Genomic DNA, 19,085 nt, shown 5'->3' with positions numbered 1-19,085 from the left:
AGGATTTTTTACTGGCGCTTAATTGTCGCCTTTGAGTAATGTCCCGGCCGGTGGCGCAACGGGGGCGTTAACTGGCGTTTCGGGAAGATGACTTTCAATTTGATGCGCAGGAACGTGGGCATAGTCCTGCCGTACCCAACGAAGAAAACCGCCAACCTTCACCAACAGAATGGCGAGGAAGGGAAGTGCGGTCAGAACCACCGTGGTCTTCATGGTTTCCAGGGACGCGCCGGTGAATAAAATCGATAAGGGGATCAGGGTGATGACCACGCACCAGAACAGACGTAAGCTACGCTGCGGATCTTCCCCTTCCTGCAGGTTACGCGTGCTGGTGGCCGCCATGGTGTAGGCGACGGCATCCATATGCGAGGCGAGAAAAATAATCATGATCGCCAGATACGCCACCAGGAACAGTTTCCCGGCAGGCAACGACATCAACACTTGCTGTACGGCTGTTTCGCCGCCTAACGTGGCCATAACCTGCGGTACGTCGATCACACCGTTCACAAACTGGTGAATGGAGTAGCTTTCCATCACGCCAAAGAAGAACCAGCAGCCAACGGTACTACCTAAGATTAACGCCCAGATAACCTCTTTGATTTTGCGACCACGGGATACGCGAGTGACAAACATTGCCACGCCAGGGGTGTAGGAGATCCACCACAGCCAGTAGAACACCGTCCAGTTGCGGGTGAACTCACCGTTGCCAAGTGGATCGGTGAACAGGCTCATCTGCAAAAAGTTTTGTGTCGTCAGACCAATGGCGTTGATGATGTTATTGGTGATGAATTCGGTCGGGCCGACAATCAGCACCAGCAGCGGCAGTAAAAACGCCCCCCAGCCGACCATTTTGCTCAGACGTTGCAAGCCGTTGTTGATGCCAATCCAGGAGCTCAGACAGAAAATGCCGCCAGAGAACAGGATAACAAACGCCTGTACGGTGAAGTTATCCGGTAAACCCGTGAGAGCAGATAAACCACGGGTAAAGGTGGCGGCGGTGACAACCAGAGAGATGGTTAACGCGCCAACTGTTGCGATCAGGAACATCAAATCAACCAGCCGGCCCCACACGCCCTGCGGATGCACGCCGGTGATAGCGGCGATTATTCCGGACAGGCTCAGCCCTTTGTTTTTCCGCACATGAAAGTGGTAGGCCATGGTTAATGAAGCCAGCGTATAGGTCGCCCAGGCGCTGATTCCCCAATGGAAAAAAGAGTAGGGTAAGCTGTATTCCAGCGCTTTTTGCGAGTGCGGAGCGATATTCAGACCCGGGGTCTGGTAATAATAGGCCCACTCAGCAACGCCCCAGTAGAGCGTGGAGGAACCTAGTCCGGCACAAATAAACATAAACAGCCAGGACAGCGTGCTGTATTCCGCTTTTCCTTCTCCCAGACGAATGTTGCCGTATTTGCTGGTGGCCAGCCAGACGACCAGACCCATCGCCATCAGAACGAGGATCTGCACGGCGGAACCCAGCATCCGGGTAACGCCGTTAAAAAGGGTATTTGCGACTTGTGCAGACTGCTGAGGGAAGAGACTAAGTGTGGCGGCGATGAAAAGAATAGCCACCAGGCTGATGGCTATCAGCGGCAAGTCTTTTTTCTTTACGTTGCTCAACATGGGATCTCCTGGGCACAGTTGCCCGCGTATGGCATTAGCCTGTCGTTGTTATCATGCTGTAGGGAATTAGTGATTTTGTGTTTAACAATTTTATTATTTGTTCTTTACATGAATTAAACAATTGCCCGATACGTGAAGCAATAAAACACGGAACGGAAATAATAAAAGGTGAATTGGCGCAGGTTTTTGGCGACATAAAACGCATAAAAAAGCCGCGTCAGTGACGCGGCTCATATTTCGTGGTTTGACCTCTAACGCAGTGCCTGAGCGATGGCTTCACCTACCTGTTGGGTGGTGGCGTTGCCTTTCATATCTGGCGTTTTCGGGCCGCTGGCAATAACCTGCTCAATTGCTGCCAGAATACCGTCGTGGGCGGCTTTATAGTTGGCATCACCGTTGCCAAGGAAGTCGAGCATCATGGCGCCAGCCCAGATAGTCGCTATAGGGTTGGCGATGTTCTTGCCGTAGATATCGGGGGCCGAACCGTGTACTGGCTCGAACAGGGACGGGAAGGTGCGTTCCGGGTTTAAGTTGGCTGAAGGCGCAATGCCAATCGTTCCGGTACAGGCTGGACCCAGATCGGAAAGGATGTCGCCAAACAGGTTGGAGGCAACCACCACGTCAAAACGCTCCGGCTGCATCACAAAGCGGGCGCAGAGTATATCAATATGCTGTTTATCCCAACGGATCTCGGGATAGTTAGCCGCCATTGCTTCCACGCGCTCATCCCAGTACGGCATGCTGATGGCCAGTCCATTGGATTTAGTCGCCGAGGTCAGGGTTTTGCGCGGGCGGTTTTGCGCCAGCTCGAAAGCGTAACGCAATATACGATCCACGCCGCGACGGGTGAAGACCGACTCCTGGATAACCACTTCGTGTTCTGTACCTTCGCTTACGCGTCCGCCGAGTGAAGAGTATTCTCCCTCGGTGTTCTCGCGCACCACATAGAAATCAATGTCGCCAGGCTGCTTGCCTGCCAGCGGGCAAGGTACGCCTGGAAACAGGCGTACCGGGCGCAGGTTGACATACTGGTCGAATTCGCGGCGAAACTTAAGCAGTGAACCCCATAATGAGATGTGGTCCGGTACGGTTTCCGGCCAGCCAACGGCACCAAAATAGATAGCATCGAAGGATTGTAACTGCTCGTGCCAGTCATCCGGCATCATCTTCCCGTGATGGGCGTAGTACTCGCAGCTGGCCCATTCCATTTGCTCAAAGCTGAGTGACAACCCCCAACGCTCGGCGGCTGCCTGCAACACCTGAATGCCTTCAGGCAGGACTTCTTTACCAATGCCATCTCCGGGGATAGCGGCAATACGACAGGTTTTCTTCATAGCAGCTCTCACTTGTACGCCATCAAAATTGACTTTCCCCGTATCCTATAATTGACTGATTAATAGTTAATCCCCCTAACTGGTGAAACATAAAACACAGATCATGAATAATCTGCCGCTGTTAAATGATTTACGCGTCTTTATGCTGGTTGCCCGTCGTGCGGGATTTGCCGCCGTTGCCGAAGAGCTGGGCGTATCTCCGGCTTTTATCAGTAAGCGCGTTGCCCTGTTGGAACAAACGCTGAACGTGGTGCTGTTGCACCGAACAACGCGGCGCGTAACCATCACGGAAGAGGGGGAGCGGATCTACGAATGGGCACAGCGGATCCTGCAGGATGTCGATCAGATGATGGACGAGCTGTCCGATGCCAGGCAGATCCCGCAGGGGATGCTACGAATTATCAGTAGCTTTGGTTTTGGCCGCCGGGTGGTCGCTCCGGCGCTGTCTGCGCTGGCAAAAGAGTACCCGCAGTTAGAACTGAGGTTCGATGTTGAAGACCGTCTGGTAGATATGGTCAATGAGGGCGTCGATCTTGATATTCGTATCGGGGATGATATCGCGCCGAACCTGATTGCCCGCAAGCTGGCGACTAACTACCGTATTCTGTGCGCCTCGCCGGAATTTGTGGCGCAGCATGGAGTGCCGAAACAACTGAACGATCTTTCTACTTTTCCCTGCCTGGTTATTAAAGAACGCGACCATCCGTTTGGTATCTGGCAAATGCGTAATAAAGAGGGCGCACACTCAATAAAGGTTACGGGGCCGCTGTCGTCTAACCATGGCGAAGTGGTACATCAATGGTGTCTGGATGGGCAGGGAATTGCTTTGCGTTCGTGGTGGGACGTTTGCGACAACATTGCCAGCGGACATCTGGTGCATATATTGCCTGAGTATTATCAACCCGCCAATATATGGGCGGTTTATGTCTCCCGGCTGGCGACGTCGGCAAAAATCCGTATTACGGTTGAGTATTTGCGCCGCTATTTTGCCGAAAACTACCCAAAGTTTACTTTGGAATAAATGCTCGATAGGTTAGTCAGAGACAGAAAATAAAAAAGGCAGAATAATCTGCCTTTTTCGTAACCATGATTTAGCGACAAAAGAGCTTATTTAGACTCTTCCGCTTCAGGTAATGTCACGTTAAGTTCGAGGATCGAAATATCGCCGTCTTTTTGTTCAAGTTGTACCGTGACCATTTCGGGATCAATTTGTACATACTTGCAGATAACGTCGAGAATATCCTTGCGCAGCTGCGGTAAATAATGTGGCTCGGCGTCACTACGACGACGTTCCGCAACAATAATCTGCAGTCGCTCTTTAGCGATGTTCGCTGTGCTCTTTTTCCGCGAGAGAAAAAAATCCAGTAATGCCATAACTTATCCTCCGAACAGGCGTTTGAGGAAACCTTTCTTCTCTTCTTCAATGAAGCGGAAAGGACGTTCTTCTCCCAACAGACGGTCTACGGTATCAGCATAGGCTTTACCGGCATCAGCATTGATGTCGAGAATAACCGGCTCACCCTGGTTAGACGCGCGCAGGACTGACTGATCTTCAGGAATCACGCCAACCAGCTTGATTCGCAGAATTTCCAGTACGTCTTCCATGCTCAGCATGTCACCTTTATTTACGCGGCCAGGGTTGTAGCGCGTAAGCAGCAGATGCTCTTTAATTGGATCTTCACCGTTTTCCGCGCGACGAGATTTCGACGCCAGAATACCCAGAATACGGTCAGAGTCACGTACAGAGGAGACTTCCGGGTTGGTGGTAATAATCGCTTCATCTGCAAAATAGAGGGCCATCAGCGCACCGGTTTCAATACCCGCCGGAGAGTCGCAGACGATGAAGTCGAATTCCATCGTTTTCAGATCGTCCAGAACTTTCGCGACGCCTTCACGCGTCAACGCGTCTTTATCGCGAGTTTGTGAGGCCGGAAGAATAAAGAGATTTTCGGTACGCTTATCTTTGATTAGCGCCTGATTTAACGACGCATCGCCCTGAATAACGTTGACGAAGTCGTAAACGACGCGGCGTTCACAACCCATAATCAGATCAAGATTACGCAGGCCGATATCAAAATCAATAACGACAGTTTTCTTTCCCTTCTGGGCCAAACCTGTAGCGATGGCCGCGCTGGAGGTGGTTTTGCCAACGCCCCCTTTACCCGAAGTAACAACAATAATGCGTGCCATAGAAATTCCTTGTTAAAAAGGGATCAATTCAACGGTTGAACTGTCAAAGCGTTTTCTGCTAATTGCAGACGTGCCGCTTTGCCATAAAATTCTGCTGGGATTTTATCACTCAGCCAATAAACACCTGCGATAGACACCAGTTCTGCCGTCAGATGGGTACAAAAAATTTGCGCTTCCCGGTCACCGCTTGCGCCTGCCAACGCACGGCCTCTCATCATTCCATAAACATGAATATTGCCATCAGCGATAAGCTCTGCGCCTGCACTGACGTGGCTTGTAACAATCAGATCACATTGTGGTGCATAAATGCGCTGACCGGAACGAACCGGCACATTTATTAATCGTGTTTTTGTGATGGGAGTAACGTTTTGTGGCGGAGCGACGGGAGCCGGGGCCTCAACGGGCGCAGGACGAATAGCTTTTTCTTTACCTTCAGTCAGTAAAGGAAGACCCATTTCGTCGATTTCAGCCTTGAGTCTGGCGTCTTTGCATCCGCTAACGCCGATAATGCGCAATCCGGTAGACGCGACAACCTTCTGCAGCGCTGACCAGTTTACCGGGCTTTCAAGACCACTCACGTTAACCACTACGGGAGCATGTTTTAAAAAAGCAGGTGCCTGCGCGATTTTGTCTTCCAACGCCTGACGAATAACCTCGGGTTCTGCTTCATGTAAATGAACCACGGATAAGGTGAAGCTACTGCCTTTAAGCTCGATTGGCGTGTTTGACATCCTGGCCTTACTCAATTTGCTATTTATCATCCCCAGCGCGGGGTGATATTCCGAAGACTATAAGGCATGTTATAGTCAGTATTATATTGAGGCAAGCCACCATTCCGTGAATTCAGAGTAAAAGATATGTTTTGTGTGATCTACCGAAGCAGTAAACGTGACCAGACCTATTTATATGTCGAAAAAAAAGACGATTTCTCGCGAGTTCCTGAAGAACTGATGAAAGGATTTGGTCAGCCTACGCTGGCAATGATGTTGCCGCTTGATGGCCGTAAAAAGCTGGTTAATGCCGATCTGGAAAAAGTAAAACAGGCACTCACCGAGCAGGGCTATTATTTACAAATACCACCGCCGCCAGAAGATTTACTTAAACAGCATCTGGCCGCGACGAAACAAAATACACCAGACGATAAACGTTAAACTGCATCCGGCAGCAGCACGCCCCATCGATGCAGTACCTGAAATTGATAACTACGTTAGGGGAAAGTAATGTATCAACATCATAATTGGCATGGTGCTCTGCTGGATTATCCGGTGAGTAAGGTGGTTTGCGTAGGGAGTAACTATGCCAACCATATTAAAGAGATGGGTGGAACGCCTCCGGAAGAGCCGGTGCTGTTTATTAAACCGGAAACCGCGCTGTGCGATTTGCGTCAGCCGCTGGTTATCCCATCGGATATGGGTTCGGTTCACCATGAAGTTGAGCTGGCTGTTTTGATTGGCGCGACCTTACGTCAGGCGACGGAAGAACATGTGCGCAAAGCCATCGCGGGCTATGGCGTCGCGTTGGATCTGACCCTGCGTGATATTCAGGGCAAAATGAAGAAGGCGGGGCAGCCATGGGAAAAAGCGAAGGGTTTTGATAACTCTTGCCCGCTGTCAGGGTTTATTCCGGTGGCGGAGTTTAACGGCGATCCACAGGATACGATGCTCGGATTAACGGTCAACGGTGAACAGCGTCAGCACGGCACCACGGCGGATATGATCCATCAAATCGTTCCTTTGATTGCCTACATGAGTCGTTTCTTTACCCTCAAAGCGGGCGATGTTGTGTTGACGGGGACGCCAGCGGGCGTTGGGCCGTTAAACAGCGGTGATGAACTGGCTATCAGTTTTCATGGTCAAACGCTGACGACACGCGTGCTGTAATCTCTTCTTGCCGCCTTTTCGGGCGGCAAAACTTGCATCAGCGTGCCAGACTGGTTATAAGGTGCAGCTTTATTGCAATAGCGGATACCCTGATGAGCGACATACCTTTCTGGCAAAGTAAAACCCTGGATGAAATGACCGATGCCGAGTGGGAGTCATTATGTGACGGGTGTGGTCAATGCTGCCTGCATAAGCTGATGGATGAAGACACCGACGAAATCTATTTTACTAACGTCGCGTGTAAGCAACTCAATATCAAAACCTGTCAGTGCCGTAATTACGAACGTCGATTCGAGTACGAGCCTGACTGTATCAAACTGACGCGCGATAATCTGCCTACCTTTGAATGGCTGCCGATGACCTGTGCGTATCGTCTGCTAGCGGAAGGTAAAGGGCTGCCGGAGTGGCATCCACTGCTGACGGGATCAAAAGCGGCGATGCACGGTGAACGTATTTCAGTACGTCATATTGCGGTGAAAGAATCGGAAGTGCGTGACTGGCAGGATCATATTCTGAACAAACCTTCATGGGCGGACTAAGCCGCCCATCGATTAGCAGGCGTTAAGGCTTAAGACTTTTTCGCCTGATACATCTCATCTCCATGGTTGTCATCTTCAACCCAGAAATTGATGTTGAATTGGGCGTCGTCGCTTAATTCAACGCGATGCCAATACTGCGGTGGACTGGTCGCAAACTGACCGGCATTAATCACCACTTTTACTTCAGGCTCTTTTGCGTCTTCATTGGCAAAGCCGTAATACGTTACCGTACCTTCCATCACACAAAGCTGGCCAAAAACGCCTGCTGCAGTGTTATGGTGAGAAAGCAGTGCTGCAGGGACGTTGTCTTTGGTAAAGAAGGGAGTAGAGCGTTTAACTTTCCAGTTTGCCGGGATGCGTAAATGGGACATAAGACATCTCCTTGGTGCGGCATCTATAAGATGTATTTAATATACATCTTATAGATGCCAGCAGGCAATGAATTTAAGGCAAAAAAAACGCTCCCGAAGGAGCGTCTCTGTTAGCGACCGAAGAGGTCACGTTTTTTCGGCTTGAACGGCTGTGCTATCACCACCAGCACGGCGACCACCAGGTAGGCGGCGAAGATCCCCAACAGCCACTGCGGCATTTCCAGGGTTAAAAAAGACCACTGGCGCTCAGCACAGTCACCGGACGCTAAAAACACCTGCGGCAGCCATTTGTCCAGTGGCAGCCAGCTTGGGAAGCGTGCGGCAAAATCACAGGTCATAAACGGTGATGGGTGCAGCTGAATCATGGTGTGCTCATACGCTAACTGAAGTCCGCGCCAGGCACTGTAAATCCAGATTATCATCGCCACATAGCGCAGCGGTGTTTTTGGTGCGATAGCACCAACCAGCCCTGCACCCATCACGCCGAATAATGCGCTACGTTCGTAAATACACAACACGCAAGGTTTTAGCAGCATGACGTGCTGGAACCACAGCGCGACGAGCTCCAGCGCAAAGGCGGTTAACGCCAACAATAACCATGCTCCACGACCTCGGGAGCACTGGTTTAAAAATCGCAACATAATCATTTCCCTGCAACATGCGTAGAGACCGCAGTTTAAACCAATTCACTTTATGCGCCACTAGCGGGAATTGAAAATTTGCGTAATCGGATATTTATCATGCAAAAAGTCAAACCGGGCAGTGATTTGCCCGGTTAATTGTTATGAAAGTGTAGCTAACCAGCCCGTTTGAGTCATCCACTCGGTCACCGGTACCAGCGTGAACTCGACGCAAAGCAGACCAACGAGCGTCAGGACGAGAGTGTACGGCAGGGCCATCCACACCATGCGACCATAAGAGAGGCGAATCAATGGCGCCAGTGCAGAGGTCAGCAGGAACAGGAATGCGGCCTGGCCGTTTGGTGTGGCCACGGAAGGCAGGTTGGTCCCGGTATTGATTGCCACCGCCAACAGCTCATACTGGTTGAGACTGATAGTCCCTTGTTCCAGTGCGGCTTTGGCTTCGTTAATGTAAATAGTGCCGACAAAAACGTTATCAGAGATCGAAGACAGCAGGCCGTTGAAGAGATAAAACAGCGTCAGTTGAGCATGCTCAGAAGACTGCAAAACAAACTGAATTATCGGCGAAAAGAGCTGTTGATCGATAATCACCGCGACAATAGAGAAGAACACGGTCAGCAGCGCGGTGAAGGGTAGCGACTCGGTAAAGGCTTTACCTATCGCATGTTCGTCGGTGACGCCGGTCAACGAGGTTGCCAGAATGATGACCGACAAACCGATCAATCCGACTTCTGCCAGGTGCAGGGCCAAAGCAACGACCAGCCAGACGCCAATAATCGCCTGGACAATCAGTTTGATTTTGTCCTGACGGGTACGTTGTTGGCGGCTCTGATCGTCAAACTGTTGCAGGACATCACGGACGGTCTCCGGCAGCGTTTCGCCATAGCCAAACCAGCGTAATTTCTCGACCAGCACACAGGTTAACAGGCCGCAAATCAGTACCGGGACGGTAACCGGCGACATGCGCAGGAAGAAGTCACCAAAATGCCAGCCAGCTGCTTTGGCGATAATCAGGTTTTGTGGTTCGCCCACCATGGTCATCACGCCGCCTAACGCCGTACCGACACCCGCGTGCATCATCAGGCTACGCAGAAAACCTCGGAACTGCTCAAGTACGACTTTATTGTGCTGATCGATATGGCTGTCATCGAGCATGTTGTTGTCTTCCGCGCGAGAAGAAGCAACGCGATGGTAGATACCATAAAAACCGACCGCAACGCTGATCACCACGGCCACGACGGTCAACGCATCGAGGAACGCCGAGAGGAAAGCGGCTGCAACACAAAAAGACAGCGACAGCAGCGTCTTGGAGCGAATAGTGAGCAGCAGACGCGTGAAAATAAACAGTAATAACTGCTTCATAAAGTAGATGCCTGCCACCATAAACATCAGCAGCAATAACACCTCAAGGTTTGCGGCAACCTCTTCACGCACATGCGTGGCGCTGGTCATGCCAATAATGACAGCTTCGATAGCCAACAGCCCGCCTGGCAGCAGTGGGTAGCATTTTAACGCCATCGCCAGCGTGAAAATGAACTCGGCCACCAGCAACCAGCCGGCGATAAAAGGGTTGATGAAAAAAATAATCGGGTTGACGACTAAGAAGACAAGCAGTGCAAGTTTGTACCAGTCTGGTGATTGACCTAAAAAATTGCGCCACATCGCGCGGCCCCATGATAGCTCCATGGTGATTTCCCTACCTTTAAAAATGAAATCATGTTTTTATGTTTGACCGCAAAGCTTAGCGGGAGGAGGGAGTACAGGCAAGCTATTCACGAGACTGACAAGGTTGGCTGTACTGTAGCGTTATTTGGAAAATGAAGCCTTGATCCACTTTTTCTTCATTGCGTCAGCTATCAGCTAAGATACCCATCTGGTATGATGTGTGTAACTATGTTTTGCTGTGTAATGGAATTTTTACTATGGTCATTAAGGCGCAAAGCCCGGCTGGGTTCGCGGAAGAATACATCATTGAAAGTATCTGGAATAACCGCTTCCCACCTGGCACTATTTTGCCCGCTGAACGTGAACTCTCCGAACTTATTGGGGTGACACGTACCACGCTACGCGAAGTATTGCAGCGGTTGGCGCGAGATGGCTGGTTGACCATTCAACACGGCAAACCGACGAAGGTGAATAACTTCTGGGAAACCTCCGGGCTGAATATTCTTGAAACGCTGGCGCGTCTCGATCACGAGAGTGTCCCGCAGTTGATTGATAATCTGCTGTCTGTGCGTACCAATATTTCAACGATCTTTGTTCGTACTGCGTTTCGCCAGCATCCTGATAAAGCGCAGGAGGTTCTGGCGACGGCAAATCAGGTGGCCGACCACGCTGACGCATTTGCCGATCTGGATTATAACATTTTCCGCGGTCTGGCATTTGCCTCCGGCAATCCGATTTACGGTTTGATCCTCAACGGTATGAAAGGATTATATACCCGCATTGGCCGTCATTATTTTGCCAATCCGGAAGCGCGCGCGCTGGCGCTGAGCTTCTACCGTAAACTGTCAGAACTCTGCGAGCAGGGCGCTCATGAGCAGGTGTATGAAACGGTGCGCCGCTATGGTCACGACAGCGGCGAAATTTGGCATCGTATGCAGAAGAGCCTGCCGGGCGACTTAGCTATTCAGGGCCGTTAATCGCTCCATGCCGGATGGCGACGCCAAAGCGTCTTATCCGGCCTACAATACGTGCACTTCGTAGGCCGGATATGGTGTTTACACCGCCTCCGGTAATAAGATTTACAGACCGTTCATCCTTGGCGGGCAACGCTCCAACAGCTCCACGCTGCCATCTTCATTCTGTTGCTCCAGCATCACGTCAAAACCCCAAAGCCGGTGTACGTGCTTGAGCACTTCTTTGCGTCCTTTATCCAGCGGCGCGCGGTTATGCGGAATGTAGCGTAAGGTGAGCGAACGGTCGCCACGCAGATCGACGTTCCAGATTTGAATATTCGGCTCCAGGTTGCTGAGGTTGTATTGCGACGACAACCTGTTGCGGATCTCACGATATCCTTCCTCATTATGAATCGCAGATATCTCCAGGTAGTTGTGACGATCGTCATCCAGCACGGTGAACAGACGGAAATCACGCATCACCTTTGGTGACAGGAACTGGCTGATAAAGCTCTCATCTTTGAAATCGCGCATCGCGAAATGCAGGGTTTCCAGCCAGTCAGAACCCGCTATGTCCGGGAACCAGTATTTGTCCTCCTCGGTCGGCGACTGACAAATACGTTTGATATCCTGGAACATGGCAAACCCCAGGGCATAAGGGTTTATCCCGCTATACCACGGGCTGTTGTAGGGCGGCTGAAATACCACATTGGTATGGCTATGCAGAAACTCCAGCATAAACCGTTCGGTGACTTTACCTTCATCATAAAGGTGGTTCAGGATGGTGTAATGCCAGAAAGTGGCCCAGCCTTCGTTCATCACCTGCGTCTGTTTCTGCGGATAAAAATACTGGCTGACCTTGCGTACAATGCGCAACACCTCGCGTTGCCAGGACTCCAGCAGCGGGGCATTCTTCTCCATGAAGTACAGCAGGTTCTCCTGTGGCTCAGAGGGATAACGGCGGGCTTCCGCCACGGTTTTCTCTTCCTCTTTCTTCGGCAGTGTGCGCCACAACATATTCACCTGGCTTTGCAGATACTCTTCACGGCTTTTCTGACGGGCTTTCTCTTCCTGTAGGGAGATTTTTTGCGGGCGTTTGTAACGGTCAACGCCGTAGTTCATCAGCGCATGGCAGGAGTCGAGCAGCTTTTCGACTTCATCCACGCCGTAACGCTCTTCACACTGGGTTATATAGTTTCGCGCGAAGATCAGGTAATCGACAATGGAACTGGCATCCGTCCAGCTTCGGAACAGGTAGTTGTTTTTGAAGAAGGAGTTGTGTCCGTAGCAGGCATGCGCCATCACCAGCGCCTGCATGGTGATGGTGTTCTCCTCCATCAGATACGCGATACACGGATTGGAGTTGATAACAATCTCATAGGCCAGTCCCTGCTGACCATGCTTATACAAGCGCTCGGTTTCAATAAACTTTTTACCAAACGACCAGTGAGGATAGTTGATCGGCATCCCGACGCTGGAGTAAGCGTCCATCATCTGTTCGGAGGTGATCACCTCGATTTGGTGCGGGTAGGTGTCCAGTCTGTAGAGTTTCGCCACGCGGTCTATCTCTGCCAGATAGACATCCAGCAGATCAAACGTCCAGTCGGGTCCATCGCTTAACCGTGTGCTGTCCTTGTTCATGGAATCAATCGTAGCCATTCGCGCACCCTCATTGTTGGCGGCACTCTCTGTCTGGAGTACCTCATGTCAAGCATAGATCATGGTGTTAAAAAACGTGCTGCGGCAGAAATTTTTTCTTTGCGATTTCACGTTAGCGAGGCGTCGAAAAATGGCATGGCCGCAAAATTTTATGCTGGATAAAAATAACGCACAGCAGGAGATGCCAAAGCGGAGAGTCCCCAGCCATCACCGCTATATGTGAGGTAAGTCACCATAAAAAAGCCATATGTTGAATAATATTTTCAACTGAGTTATCAAGATGTAATTAGATGATTGTTCTTTTACTGTTAACGGAGTGGCTATGCGAGTTGTCATACTGGGAAGTGGTGTCGTTGGCGTGACCAGCGCCTGGTACTTAAGTCAGGCTGGACACGATGTCACCGTCATTGATCGTGAGCCCGGTCCGGCACTGGAAACCAGTGCGGCGAACGCGGGGCAAATCTCTCCAGGTTATGCAGCACCATGGGCGGCACCAGGCGTACCGCTAAAAGCAATTAAGTGGATGTTTCAGCGCCATGCTCCGCTGGCCGTCCGTCTTGACGGAACCCAGTTCCAGTTGAAATGGATGTGGCAGATGCTGCGCAACTGTGACACCAGCCACTATATGGAAAATAAAGGACGCATGGTGCGGCTGGCGGAATACAGCCGTGATTGCCTGAAAGCGCTGCGCGCCTCTACCGGTATCGAGTACGAAGGACGTCAGGGCGGAACCCTGCAACTTTTCCGTACTGCCCAACAGTATGAGAACGCCACTCGCGATATCGCCGTGCTAGAAGATGCTGGCGTGCCATATCAACTGCTGGAAGCAAACCGTCTGGCGGAAGTCGAACCCGCACTGGCAGAAGTGGCGCACAAACTGACCGGTGGTCTGCGCTTACCGAATGATGAAACCGGCGACTGCCAGCTGTTTACCCAGCGTCTGGCGCAGATGGCGGAGCAGGCAGGCGTTAAGTTTCGCTTTAATACCCCGGTCGATAAGCTGCTGAGCGATGGTGAGCAGATTTATGGCGTCCAGTGCGGCGAAGAGATAGTTAAAGCCGATGCCTATGTGATGGCGTTTGGTTCGTACTCCACGGCAATGCTGAAAGGGATCGTTGATATCCCGGTCTATCCGCTCAAAGGCTATTCGTTGACCATTCCGGTGGCGCAAGACGACGGTGCGCCGGTTTCTACTATCCTTGATGAAACCTACAAAATCGCTATTACCCGCTTTGACAATCGTATTCGCGTAGGCGGTATGGCGGAGATTGTCGGCTTTAATACAGAACTGCTACAACCTCGTCGTGAAACGCTGGAAATGGTCGTACGCGATCTCTTCCCGCGCGGCGGTCATGTGGAGCAGGCAACCTTCTGGACCGGACTGCGTCCGATGACGCCGGACGGAACGCCGGTGGTGGGGCGCACCCGCTTTAAGAATCTGCTGCTCAATACCGGCCACGGCACGCTGGGTTGGACCATGGCCTGCGGCTCCGGTCAGCTGCTGAGCGATATCCTTTCTGGCCGCACGCCAGCCATACCTTATGACGATCTGAGCGTGGCGCGTTACAGTCCGGGGTTTACCCCCTCTCGTCCACGGCATTTACATGGCGCACATAACTGATAAGGACGTGAGATGACCCGCCCGATACTGGCCAGCATTGACCTGCAGGCGTTGAAACAAAATCTGACCATTACCCGCCAGGCCGCGCCGGACGCCCGCGTCTGGTCGGTGGTAAAAGCCAATGCGTATGGACACGGTATTGAACGCGTCTGGAATGCGTTGGGCACAACCGATGGTTTTGCCATGCTCAATCTTGAAGAGGCGATAACCCTACGCGAGCGTGGATGGAAAGGCCCGATACTCATGCTGGAGGGTTTTTTCCACGCTGAAGACCTGACTGTATATGACAATTATCGACTAACCACCTGTGTACACAGTAACTGGCAGCTAAAAGCATTGCAGAATGCGCGCCTGAAGGCGCCGCTCGATGTTTACCTGAAGGTGAACAGTGGTATGAACCGGCTTGGGTTTTTACCGGAAAGAGTTCCCACGGTCTGGCAACAGCTGCGGGCGATGCCCAACGTCGGTGAAATGACGCTGATGTCGCATTTTGCCGATGCAGAGCACCCGGAAGGTATTCAGGAAGCTATGGCGCGTATTGCGCAGGCAACTGAAGGGCTGGAGTGCAGACGATCGCTGTCGAATTCGGCCGCCACGCTGTGGCACCCTGAAGCGCATTATGACTGGGTTCGTCCGGGCATTATTTTGTATGGCGCATCGCCTTCGGGACAATGGCGAGACATCGCTAACACCGGCCTGAAGCCAGTGATGACTTTGAGCAGCGAGATAATCGGCATACAAACGCTGAAAGCTGGCGATCGGGTGGGCTACGGTGGACGTTACACTGCCAGCGGCGAGCAGCGCATTGGCATTGTAGCGACCGGCTATGCAGACGGTTATCCACGCCATGCGCCAAGCGGAACGCCTGTGCTGGTGGATGGTGTACGTACCGGGACGGTGGGGACAGTCTCAATGGATATGTTGGCGGTAGATCTGACACCGTGCCCGCAGGCAGGGATCGGGACGCCGGTAGAGCTGTGGGGCAAAGAGATTAAAATTGACGATGTGGCCACCGCCGCAGGTACGGTAGGCTACGAGTTAATGTGTTCTCTGGCGCTGCGCGTGCCAGTTGTGACGGTGTAACTTTATTTAGTGCATTTTGTGGGCCGGGTAAGGCGCAGCCGCCACCCGGCAAAAACATCCGCTTTACTCATCCTCATCCTCATCTTCAGCAACGCGAACACCAACCTTCAGCACTGCATTATCTTCCTTCTCGGCCACCGTCCAGATCATACCAGCGAATTCCACCTGGTCACCGACGACCGGCGCGGCACCAAGCAGATGCTGGACAATTTCACCCAGCGTTTGCTGCTTATCACGATATTCGGTGCCATCATCCAGGCCATAAATCAGCGCCACATCGGCATATTTTGCGCTGGCTTCAAGAATAAAATCACCGAAGAAGCGCTGGTCTAACGACACAGGTGGCGACTGGCTGAACAGCTTGCCAAGAGCCGGGAGATCGCGCTCGCGGCCAATAACACACAATACATCGCCTTCGCGAAGACGCGTACTGCCGGAGGGGTGAAACAGCACGTTGTCACGAAACAGGGCGGCTATTCGCGTTTCTTCCGGCATATGCAGGTCGCGCAGTGCGGCGCCCACACACCACTTATCCGCGCTGAGCTGATAAACAAACTGCTCCCACGGGTTATCCGGATGAATATCCAGACCAATGCGCGACACGGGCCAGCCGACGGGAGGGACCACCACTTTGGCTTTTTTAGCAGCCCATGAAAGCGACGTTCCCTGAAACAGCAACGAGATAAGTACCACGAAGAAGGCGACGTTAAAGAACAGGCGCGCGTTCTCCAGACCCGCCATCATTGGGAAGACGGCGAGGATGATGGGTACCGCACCGCGCAGACCCACCCAACTGATGAAAATGCGCTCGCGCAAATTAAAGCCACGAAACGGCAGCAGTCCCGCGAAGACCGAAAGCGGGCGGGCAATGAATATCATCCACGCAGACAAAATCAGTGCCGGGATTGCGATAGGCAGCAGGTCGGATGGCGTAACCAGCAGTCCGAGCACCAGGAACATGGCGATTTGCGCCAGCCAGGCCAGACCGTCGAAGTTTTGCAGAATGCCAAACCGGTTGCGAATAGGGCGATTACCCAGCAGGAAACCACATAGATAAACCGCCAGAATACCGCTGCCTTCCAGCGCAGTGGTCAGGGCAAAAATCAGGATCCCACCGCTTAACGCCAATAGAGGATACAGTCCGGCAGGCAGCGAAATGCGGTTAATCATCTGCTGGAGCATATATCCACCGCCAAGACCGATAATGATGCCTAAGCCAAACTGCTGGATAATGTGCACCGCGAACATCCAGCTTAAACCGGTCTCGTGGTTTTGGATCATGGCGATGAGCGTGATGGTCAAAAACACGGCCATCGGGTCATTACTGCCGGATTCAATTTCCAGCGTAGAGCCAACGCGTTCGTTAAGCCCCTTACCGCCAAGCAGGGAAAAGACCGCCGCGGCGTCGGTTGAACCAACAATCGCGCCAATCAGGAGTCCTTCGATAAGATCCAGATGAAACAGCCACGCGGCCATCATGCCGGTGAGTCCGGAAGTAATCAGCACACCGACCGTCGCCAACGATAGCGCCGGGCCTAACGCAACGCGAAAAGAGCTGGCCTGGGTGCGCATCCCGCCGTCGAGCAGGATAACCGCCAGTGCCAGGTTACTCACCATGTAGGCGAATGGATAGTTATCGAAAGGTATGCCGCCTATACCATCCACGCCCGCTAACATACCGATAGCGAGAAATATCACCAGAATTGGGATACCGAGACGTGATGAGAATGAACTGAGTAAGATACTGCAGGTGACGAGAACGGAACCCAAAATAAAAAGGCTAATAATTGCTGCGGCATCCAACGTTCGGTTACTCCTGAATTACGCTGTTTCGTATTAATAAACCCTACCATAATAACGACAGAAACAGCGTTTTACTTAGCCCTATTAGCCGCTTTTTTTACGATTTTAGTACCGGATGCCCACTTAAGGTGAGCTGAGTGCCGTTTTTATCATTTTTCAGCACCGCATTGGCTCCCAAAGGCAAGGTGACAGTGCGTTGTTCATGGCCAAAATCGAGGCCGCAGATCAACGGTACTGATAATCTGGCGCGCAGAAAATCACAAACTGAATCAAGATTGTAACCGGCATCGTAATCATTGGGTGCGCTACCGCTAAAACTGCCAAGAATAATGGCGTTTTGCTGGGCTAGTATTCCGGCGTGGTACAGCTGCAGCAGCATACGCTCGACACGGAATGGATGCTCGTTAATGTCTTCCAGCACCAAAATGCCGTTTTTGATAGCCGGCATCCACGGTGTACCCATCAGCGAAATGATCATCGCCAGATTTCCGCCCCACAGTGTACCTTCAGTTGCGCACTGCGGACCCTCACCCTGCCATTCGAGGGTAAATTGGGCATTACGCAAAGCCTGCCAGAAATGGTACTCGGTGAATGCGTTCATTTCTTCGGCGCCGAAGTTCGCCGCCAGCATCGGGCCGCTGAAGCTAATCACATTCCCCTGTGCCAGCAGACCACACTGGATCGCCGTAAAATCGCTGTGTCCGCACAGCAGCAACGGATCTTGTTGCTGGCGGGCTGCCAGCCCCTGCCAGTCAATTTCTGCCAGTAAACGGCTCGCGCCATAGCCGCCGCGTACCGCCATCACAATAGTATCGGGGGTTTTCAGATTAACGAGCGAGTTAACATCAGCAAGCCTTTCTGCCTCTGTACCTGCAAAACGCTGGCAGCGGCGCGCAATGACTGCTGAATTGTCGACCTGATGACCGGCCTCAGTAAGACGCGCAAGCCCACGTAAGGCAGCCTGCTGATTGATACAGTAGCCCGACGGGGAAATTAAGTGAAACCGGGACATGGCATTTCCTTGCTACAACTAAAACCAAATGTATATCATGCCGCGTAGGTATGTCGTTGTCACCTCAGCGACAGGTTCCGGCTATAAGGATAGATGACGTGAAATTGAGATGGTTTGCTTTTTTGGTTGTATTACTTGCGGGCTGTAGTTCAAAACATGATTACAAAAACCCGCCGTGGAATGCTGAAGTTCCGGTTAAACGCGCAATGCAATGGATGCCAATCAGTGAAAAAGCCGGTGCGGCCTGGGGTGTCAGTCCACAATTGATTACCGCAATTATTGCCATTGAATCAGGCGGAAATCCGAATGCGGTCAGTAAGTCCAATGCGATTGGTCTGATGCAGTTGAAAGCCTCAACTTCAGGACGCGATGTTTATCGCCGCATGGGTTGGAGCGGAGAGCCGTCGACCAGCGAGTTGAAAAACCCCGAACGCAATATCTCCATGGGGGCCGCATACCTGAGTATTCTCGAAACCGGGCCGCTGGCCGGGATCGAGGATCCGCAAGTGATGCAGTATGCGCTGGTAGTATCGTACGCCAACGGCGCGGGCGCATTGCTGCGAACGTTCTCTTCCGACAGGAAGAAAGCCATCAATAAGATCAACGATCTCAGCCCGGATGAATTTATTGAACATGTTGCGGACAATCATCCGGCGCCGCAGGCCCCGCGCTATATCTGGAAGCTTCAACAAGCGCTGGATGTGATGTAGTTCG

18 protein-coding genes and 2 pseudogenes are annotated in these 19,085 nt (G+C 52.0%); 9 read left to right on the top strand and 11 right to left on the bottom strand.

What is annotated here, in order from left to right; all coding sequences use genetic code 11:
• Nucleotides 1-18 precede the first annotated feature (18 nt).
• Nucleotides 19-1,620 (bottom strand): BCCT family transporter, encoded by a 1,602-nt coding sequence (locus OGY06_RS12940; RefSeq protein WP_286605453.1) that lies wholly within the window; start codon nucleotides 1,618-1,620, stop codon nucleotides 19-21.
• A gap of 251 nt (nucleotides 1,621-1,871) precedes the next feature.
• A complete protein-coding gene (locus OGY06_RS12935) occupies nucleotides 1,872-2,954 on the bottom strand; it encodes a tartrate dehydrogenase (RefSeq protein WP_126317861.1) in 1,083 nt (360 codons plus the stop codon).
• A 103-nt stretch (nucleotides 2,955-3,057) separates the two neighbouring features.
• Here OGY06_RS12935 and OGY06_RS12930 point away from each other — a divergent pair, with 103 nt between their 5' ends.
• On the top strand, nucleotides 3,058-3,975 hold the full coding sequence (locus OGY06_RS12930) for a LysR family transcriptional regulator (protein WP_003833741.1): 918 nt from the start codon (nucleotides 3,058-3,060) through the stop codon (nucleotides 3,973-3,975).
• Between the two features lie 86 nt (nucleotides 3,976-4,061).
• Here OGY06_RS12930 and minE read toward each other — a convergent pair whose 3' ends face one another.
• The 3 genes from minE to minC are packed head-to-tail and all read right to left on the bottom strand — an operon-like array spanning nucleotide 4,062 to nucleotide 5,875.
• Nucleotides 4,062-4,328, bottom strand: a complete 267-nt coding sequence (minE, locus tag OGY06_RS12925; protein ID WP_003833739.1) for a cell division topological specificity factor MinE — start codon at nucleotides 4,326-4,328, stop codon at nucleotides 4,062-4,064.
• A gap of 3 nt (nucleotides 4,329-4,331) precedes the next feature.
• Nucleotides 4,332-5,144, bottom strand: coding sequence for a septum site-determining protein MinD (minD, locus tag OGY06_RS12920; RefSeq protein WP_003020956.1), 813 nt, complete (start codon nucleotides 5,142-5,144; stop codon nucleotides 4,332-4,334).
• Between the two features lie 23 nt (nucleotides 5,145-5,167).
• Nucleotides 5,168-5,875 (bottom strand): septum site-determining protein MinC, encoded by a 708-nt coding sequence (minC, locus tag OGY06_RS12915; RefSeq protein ID WP_003833736.1) that lies wholly within the window; start codon nucleotides 5,873-5,875, stop codon nucleotides 5,168-5,170.
• 126 nt (nucleotides 5,876-6,001) lie between these two features.
• On the opposite strand from minC, the gene OGY06_RS12910 reads away from it, so the two are divergent.
• From OGY06_RS12910 to ycgN, 3 genes are all read left to right on the top strand, one after another.
• Complete coding sequence (locus OGY06_RS12910) at nucleotides 6,002-6,295, top strand: YcgL domain-containing protein (protein ID WP_003833735.1); 294 nt, start codon at nucleotides 6,002-6,004, stop codon at nucleotides 6,293-6,295.
• Between the two features lie 69 nt (nucleotides 6,296-6,364).
• Nucleotides 6,365-7,024 (top strand): fumarylacetoacetate hydrolase family protein, encoded by a 660-nt coding sequence (locus OGY06_RS12905; protein ID WP_003833734.1) that lies wholly within the window; start codon nucleotides 6,365-6,367, stop codon nucleotides 7,022-7,024.
• Nucleotides 7,025-7,116: 92 nt separating this feature from the next.
• On the top strand, nucleotides 7,117-7,563 hold the full coding sequence (gene ycgN / locus OGY06_RS12900) for a cysteine cluster protein YcgN (protein ID WP_003020944.1): 447 nt from the start codon (nucleotides 7,117-7,119) through the stop codon (nucleotides 7,561-7,563).
• 29 nt (nucleotides 7,564-7,592) lie between these two features.
• Here ycgN and OGY06_RS12895 read toward each other — a convergent pair whose 3' ends face one another.
• The 3 genes from OGY06_RS12895 to nhaB all read right to left on the bottom strand — a co-directional run bounded on the left by OGY06_RS12895 (nucleotide 7,593) and on the right by nhaB (nucleotide 10,261).
• Nucleotides 7,593-7,934, bottom strand: a complete 342-nt coding sequence (locus OGY06_RS12895) for a TehB family protein (protein WP_003020940.1) — start codon at nucleotides 7,932-7,934, stop codon at nucleotides 7,593-7,595.
• A 110-nt stretch (nucleotides 7,935-8,044) separates the two neighbouring features.
• Nucleotides 8,045-8,575, bottom strand: a complete 531-nt coding sequence (gene dsbB, locus OGY06_RS12890) for a disulfide bond formation protein DsbB (protein WP_003844060.1) — start codon at nucleotides 8,573-8,575, stop codon at nucleotides 8,045-8,047.
• A 141-nt stretch (nucleotides 8,576-8,716) separates the two neighbouring features.
• Nucleotides 8,717-10,261 carry a Na(+)/H(+) antiporter NhaB gene (nhaB, locus tag OGY06_RS12885; RefSeq protein WP_003833561.1) on the bottom strand — a complete coding sequence of 515 codons (1,545 nt, stop codon included), beginning with the start codon at nucleotides 10,259-10,261 and terminating at the stop codon, nucleotides 8,717-8,719.
• 236 nt (nucleotides 10,262-10,497) lie between these two features.
• On the opposite strand from nhaB, the gene fadR reads away from it, so the two are divergent.
• Complete coding sequence (gene fadR / locus OGY06_RS12880; protein WP_003833559.1) at nucleotides 10,498-11,217, top strand: fatty acid metabolism transcriptional regulator FadR; 720 nt, start codon at nucleotides 10,498-10,500, stop codon at nucleotides 11,215-11,217.
• A 102-nt stretch (nucleotides 11,218-11,319) separates the two neighbouring features.
• On the opposite strand, the gene OGY06_RS12875 is transcribed toward fadR, so the two are convergent.
• The gene (locus tag OGY06_RS12875; protein WP_003833557.1) at nucleotides 11,320-12,852 is read right to left on the bottom strand and encodes a SpoVR family protein; all 1,533 of its coding nucleotides are present in this window, start codon (nucleotides 12,850-12,852) and stop codon (nucleotides 11,320-11,322) included.
• A 322-nt stretch (nucleotides 12,853-13,174) separates the two neighbouring features.
• Here OGY06_RS12875 and OGY06_RS12870 point away from each other — a divergent pair, with 322 nt between their 5' ends.
• From OGY06_RS12870 to OGY06_RS23305, 3 genes and pseudogenes are all read left to right on the top strand, one after another.
• The gene (locus OGY06_RS12870) at nucleotides 13,175-14,473 is read left to right on the top strand and encodes a D-amino acid dehydrogenase (protein WP_003833553.1); all 1,299 of its coding nucleotides are present in this window, start codon (nucleotides 13,175-13,177) and stop codon (nucleotides 14,471-14,473) included.
• A gap of 12 nt (nucleotides 14,474-14,485) precedes the next feature.
• The gene (dadX, locus tag OGY06_RS12865) at nucleotides 14,486-15,556 is read left to right on the top strand and encodes a catabolic alanine racemase DadX (protein WP_003833552.1); all 1,071 of its coding nucleotides are present in this window, start codon (nucleotides 14,486-14,488) and stop codon (nucleotides 15,554-15,556) included.
• 9 nt (nucleotides 15,557-15,565) lie between these two features.
• A pseudogene (locus tag OGY06_RS23305) lies at nucleotides 15,566-15,685 on the top strand (hypothetical protein); the annotation flags it as partial.
• Here OGY06_RS23305 and OGY06_RS12860 read toward each other — a convergent pair.
• A pseudogene (locus OGY06_RS12860) lies at nucleotides 15,629-17,359 on the bottom strand (potassium/proton antiporter); the annotation flags it as partial. The pseudogenes OGY06_RS23305 and OGY06_RS12860 sit on opposite strands and share 57 nt — an antisense overlap.
• A gap of 97 nt (nucleotides 17,360-17,456) precedes the next feature.
• A complete protein-coding gene (gene ldcA, locus OGY06_RS12855) occupies nucleotides 17,457-18,371 on the bottom strand; it encodes a muramoyltetrapeptide carboxypeptidase (protein WP_218667386.1) in 915 nt (304 codons plus the stop codon).
• Between the two features lie 98 nt (nucleotides 18,372-18,469).
• On the opposite strand from ldcA, the gene emtA reads away from it, so the two are divergent.
• Nucleotides 18,470-19,081: a membrane-bound lytic murein transglycosylase EmtA gene (emtA, locus tag OGY06_RS12850; protein ID WP_003020914.1), complete on the top strand. Its 612-nt coding sequence runs from the start codon at nucleotides 18,470-18,472 to the stop codon at nucleotides 19,079-19,081.
• Nucleotides 19,082-19,085: the final 4 nt, after the last annotated feature.

Origin of the sequence: Citrobacter sp. Cpo147 (assembly GCF_030332405.1) — a bacterium.
In the GTDB taxonomy this organism is placed as follows: Bacteria; Pseudomonadota; Gammaproteobacteria; order Enterobacterales; family Enterobacteriaceae; genus Citrobacter; species Citrobacter portucalensis.
This window is presented reverse-complemented; position numbering and strand designations above follow the sequence as displayed.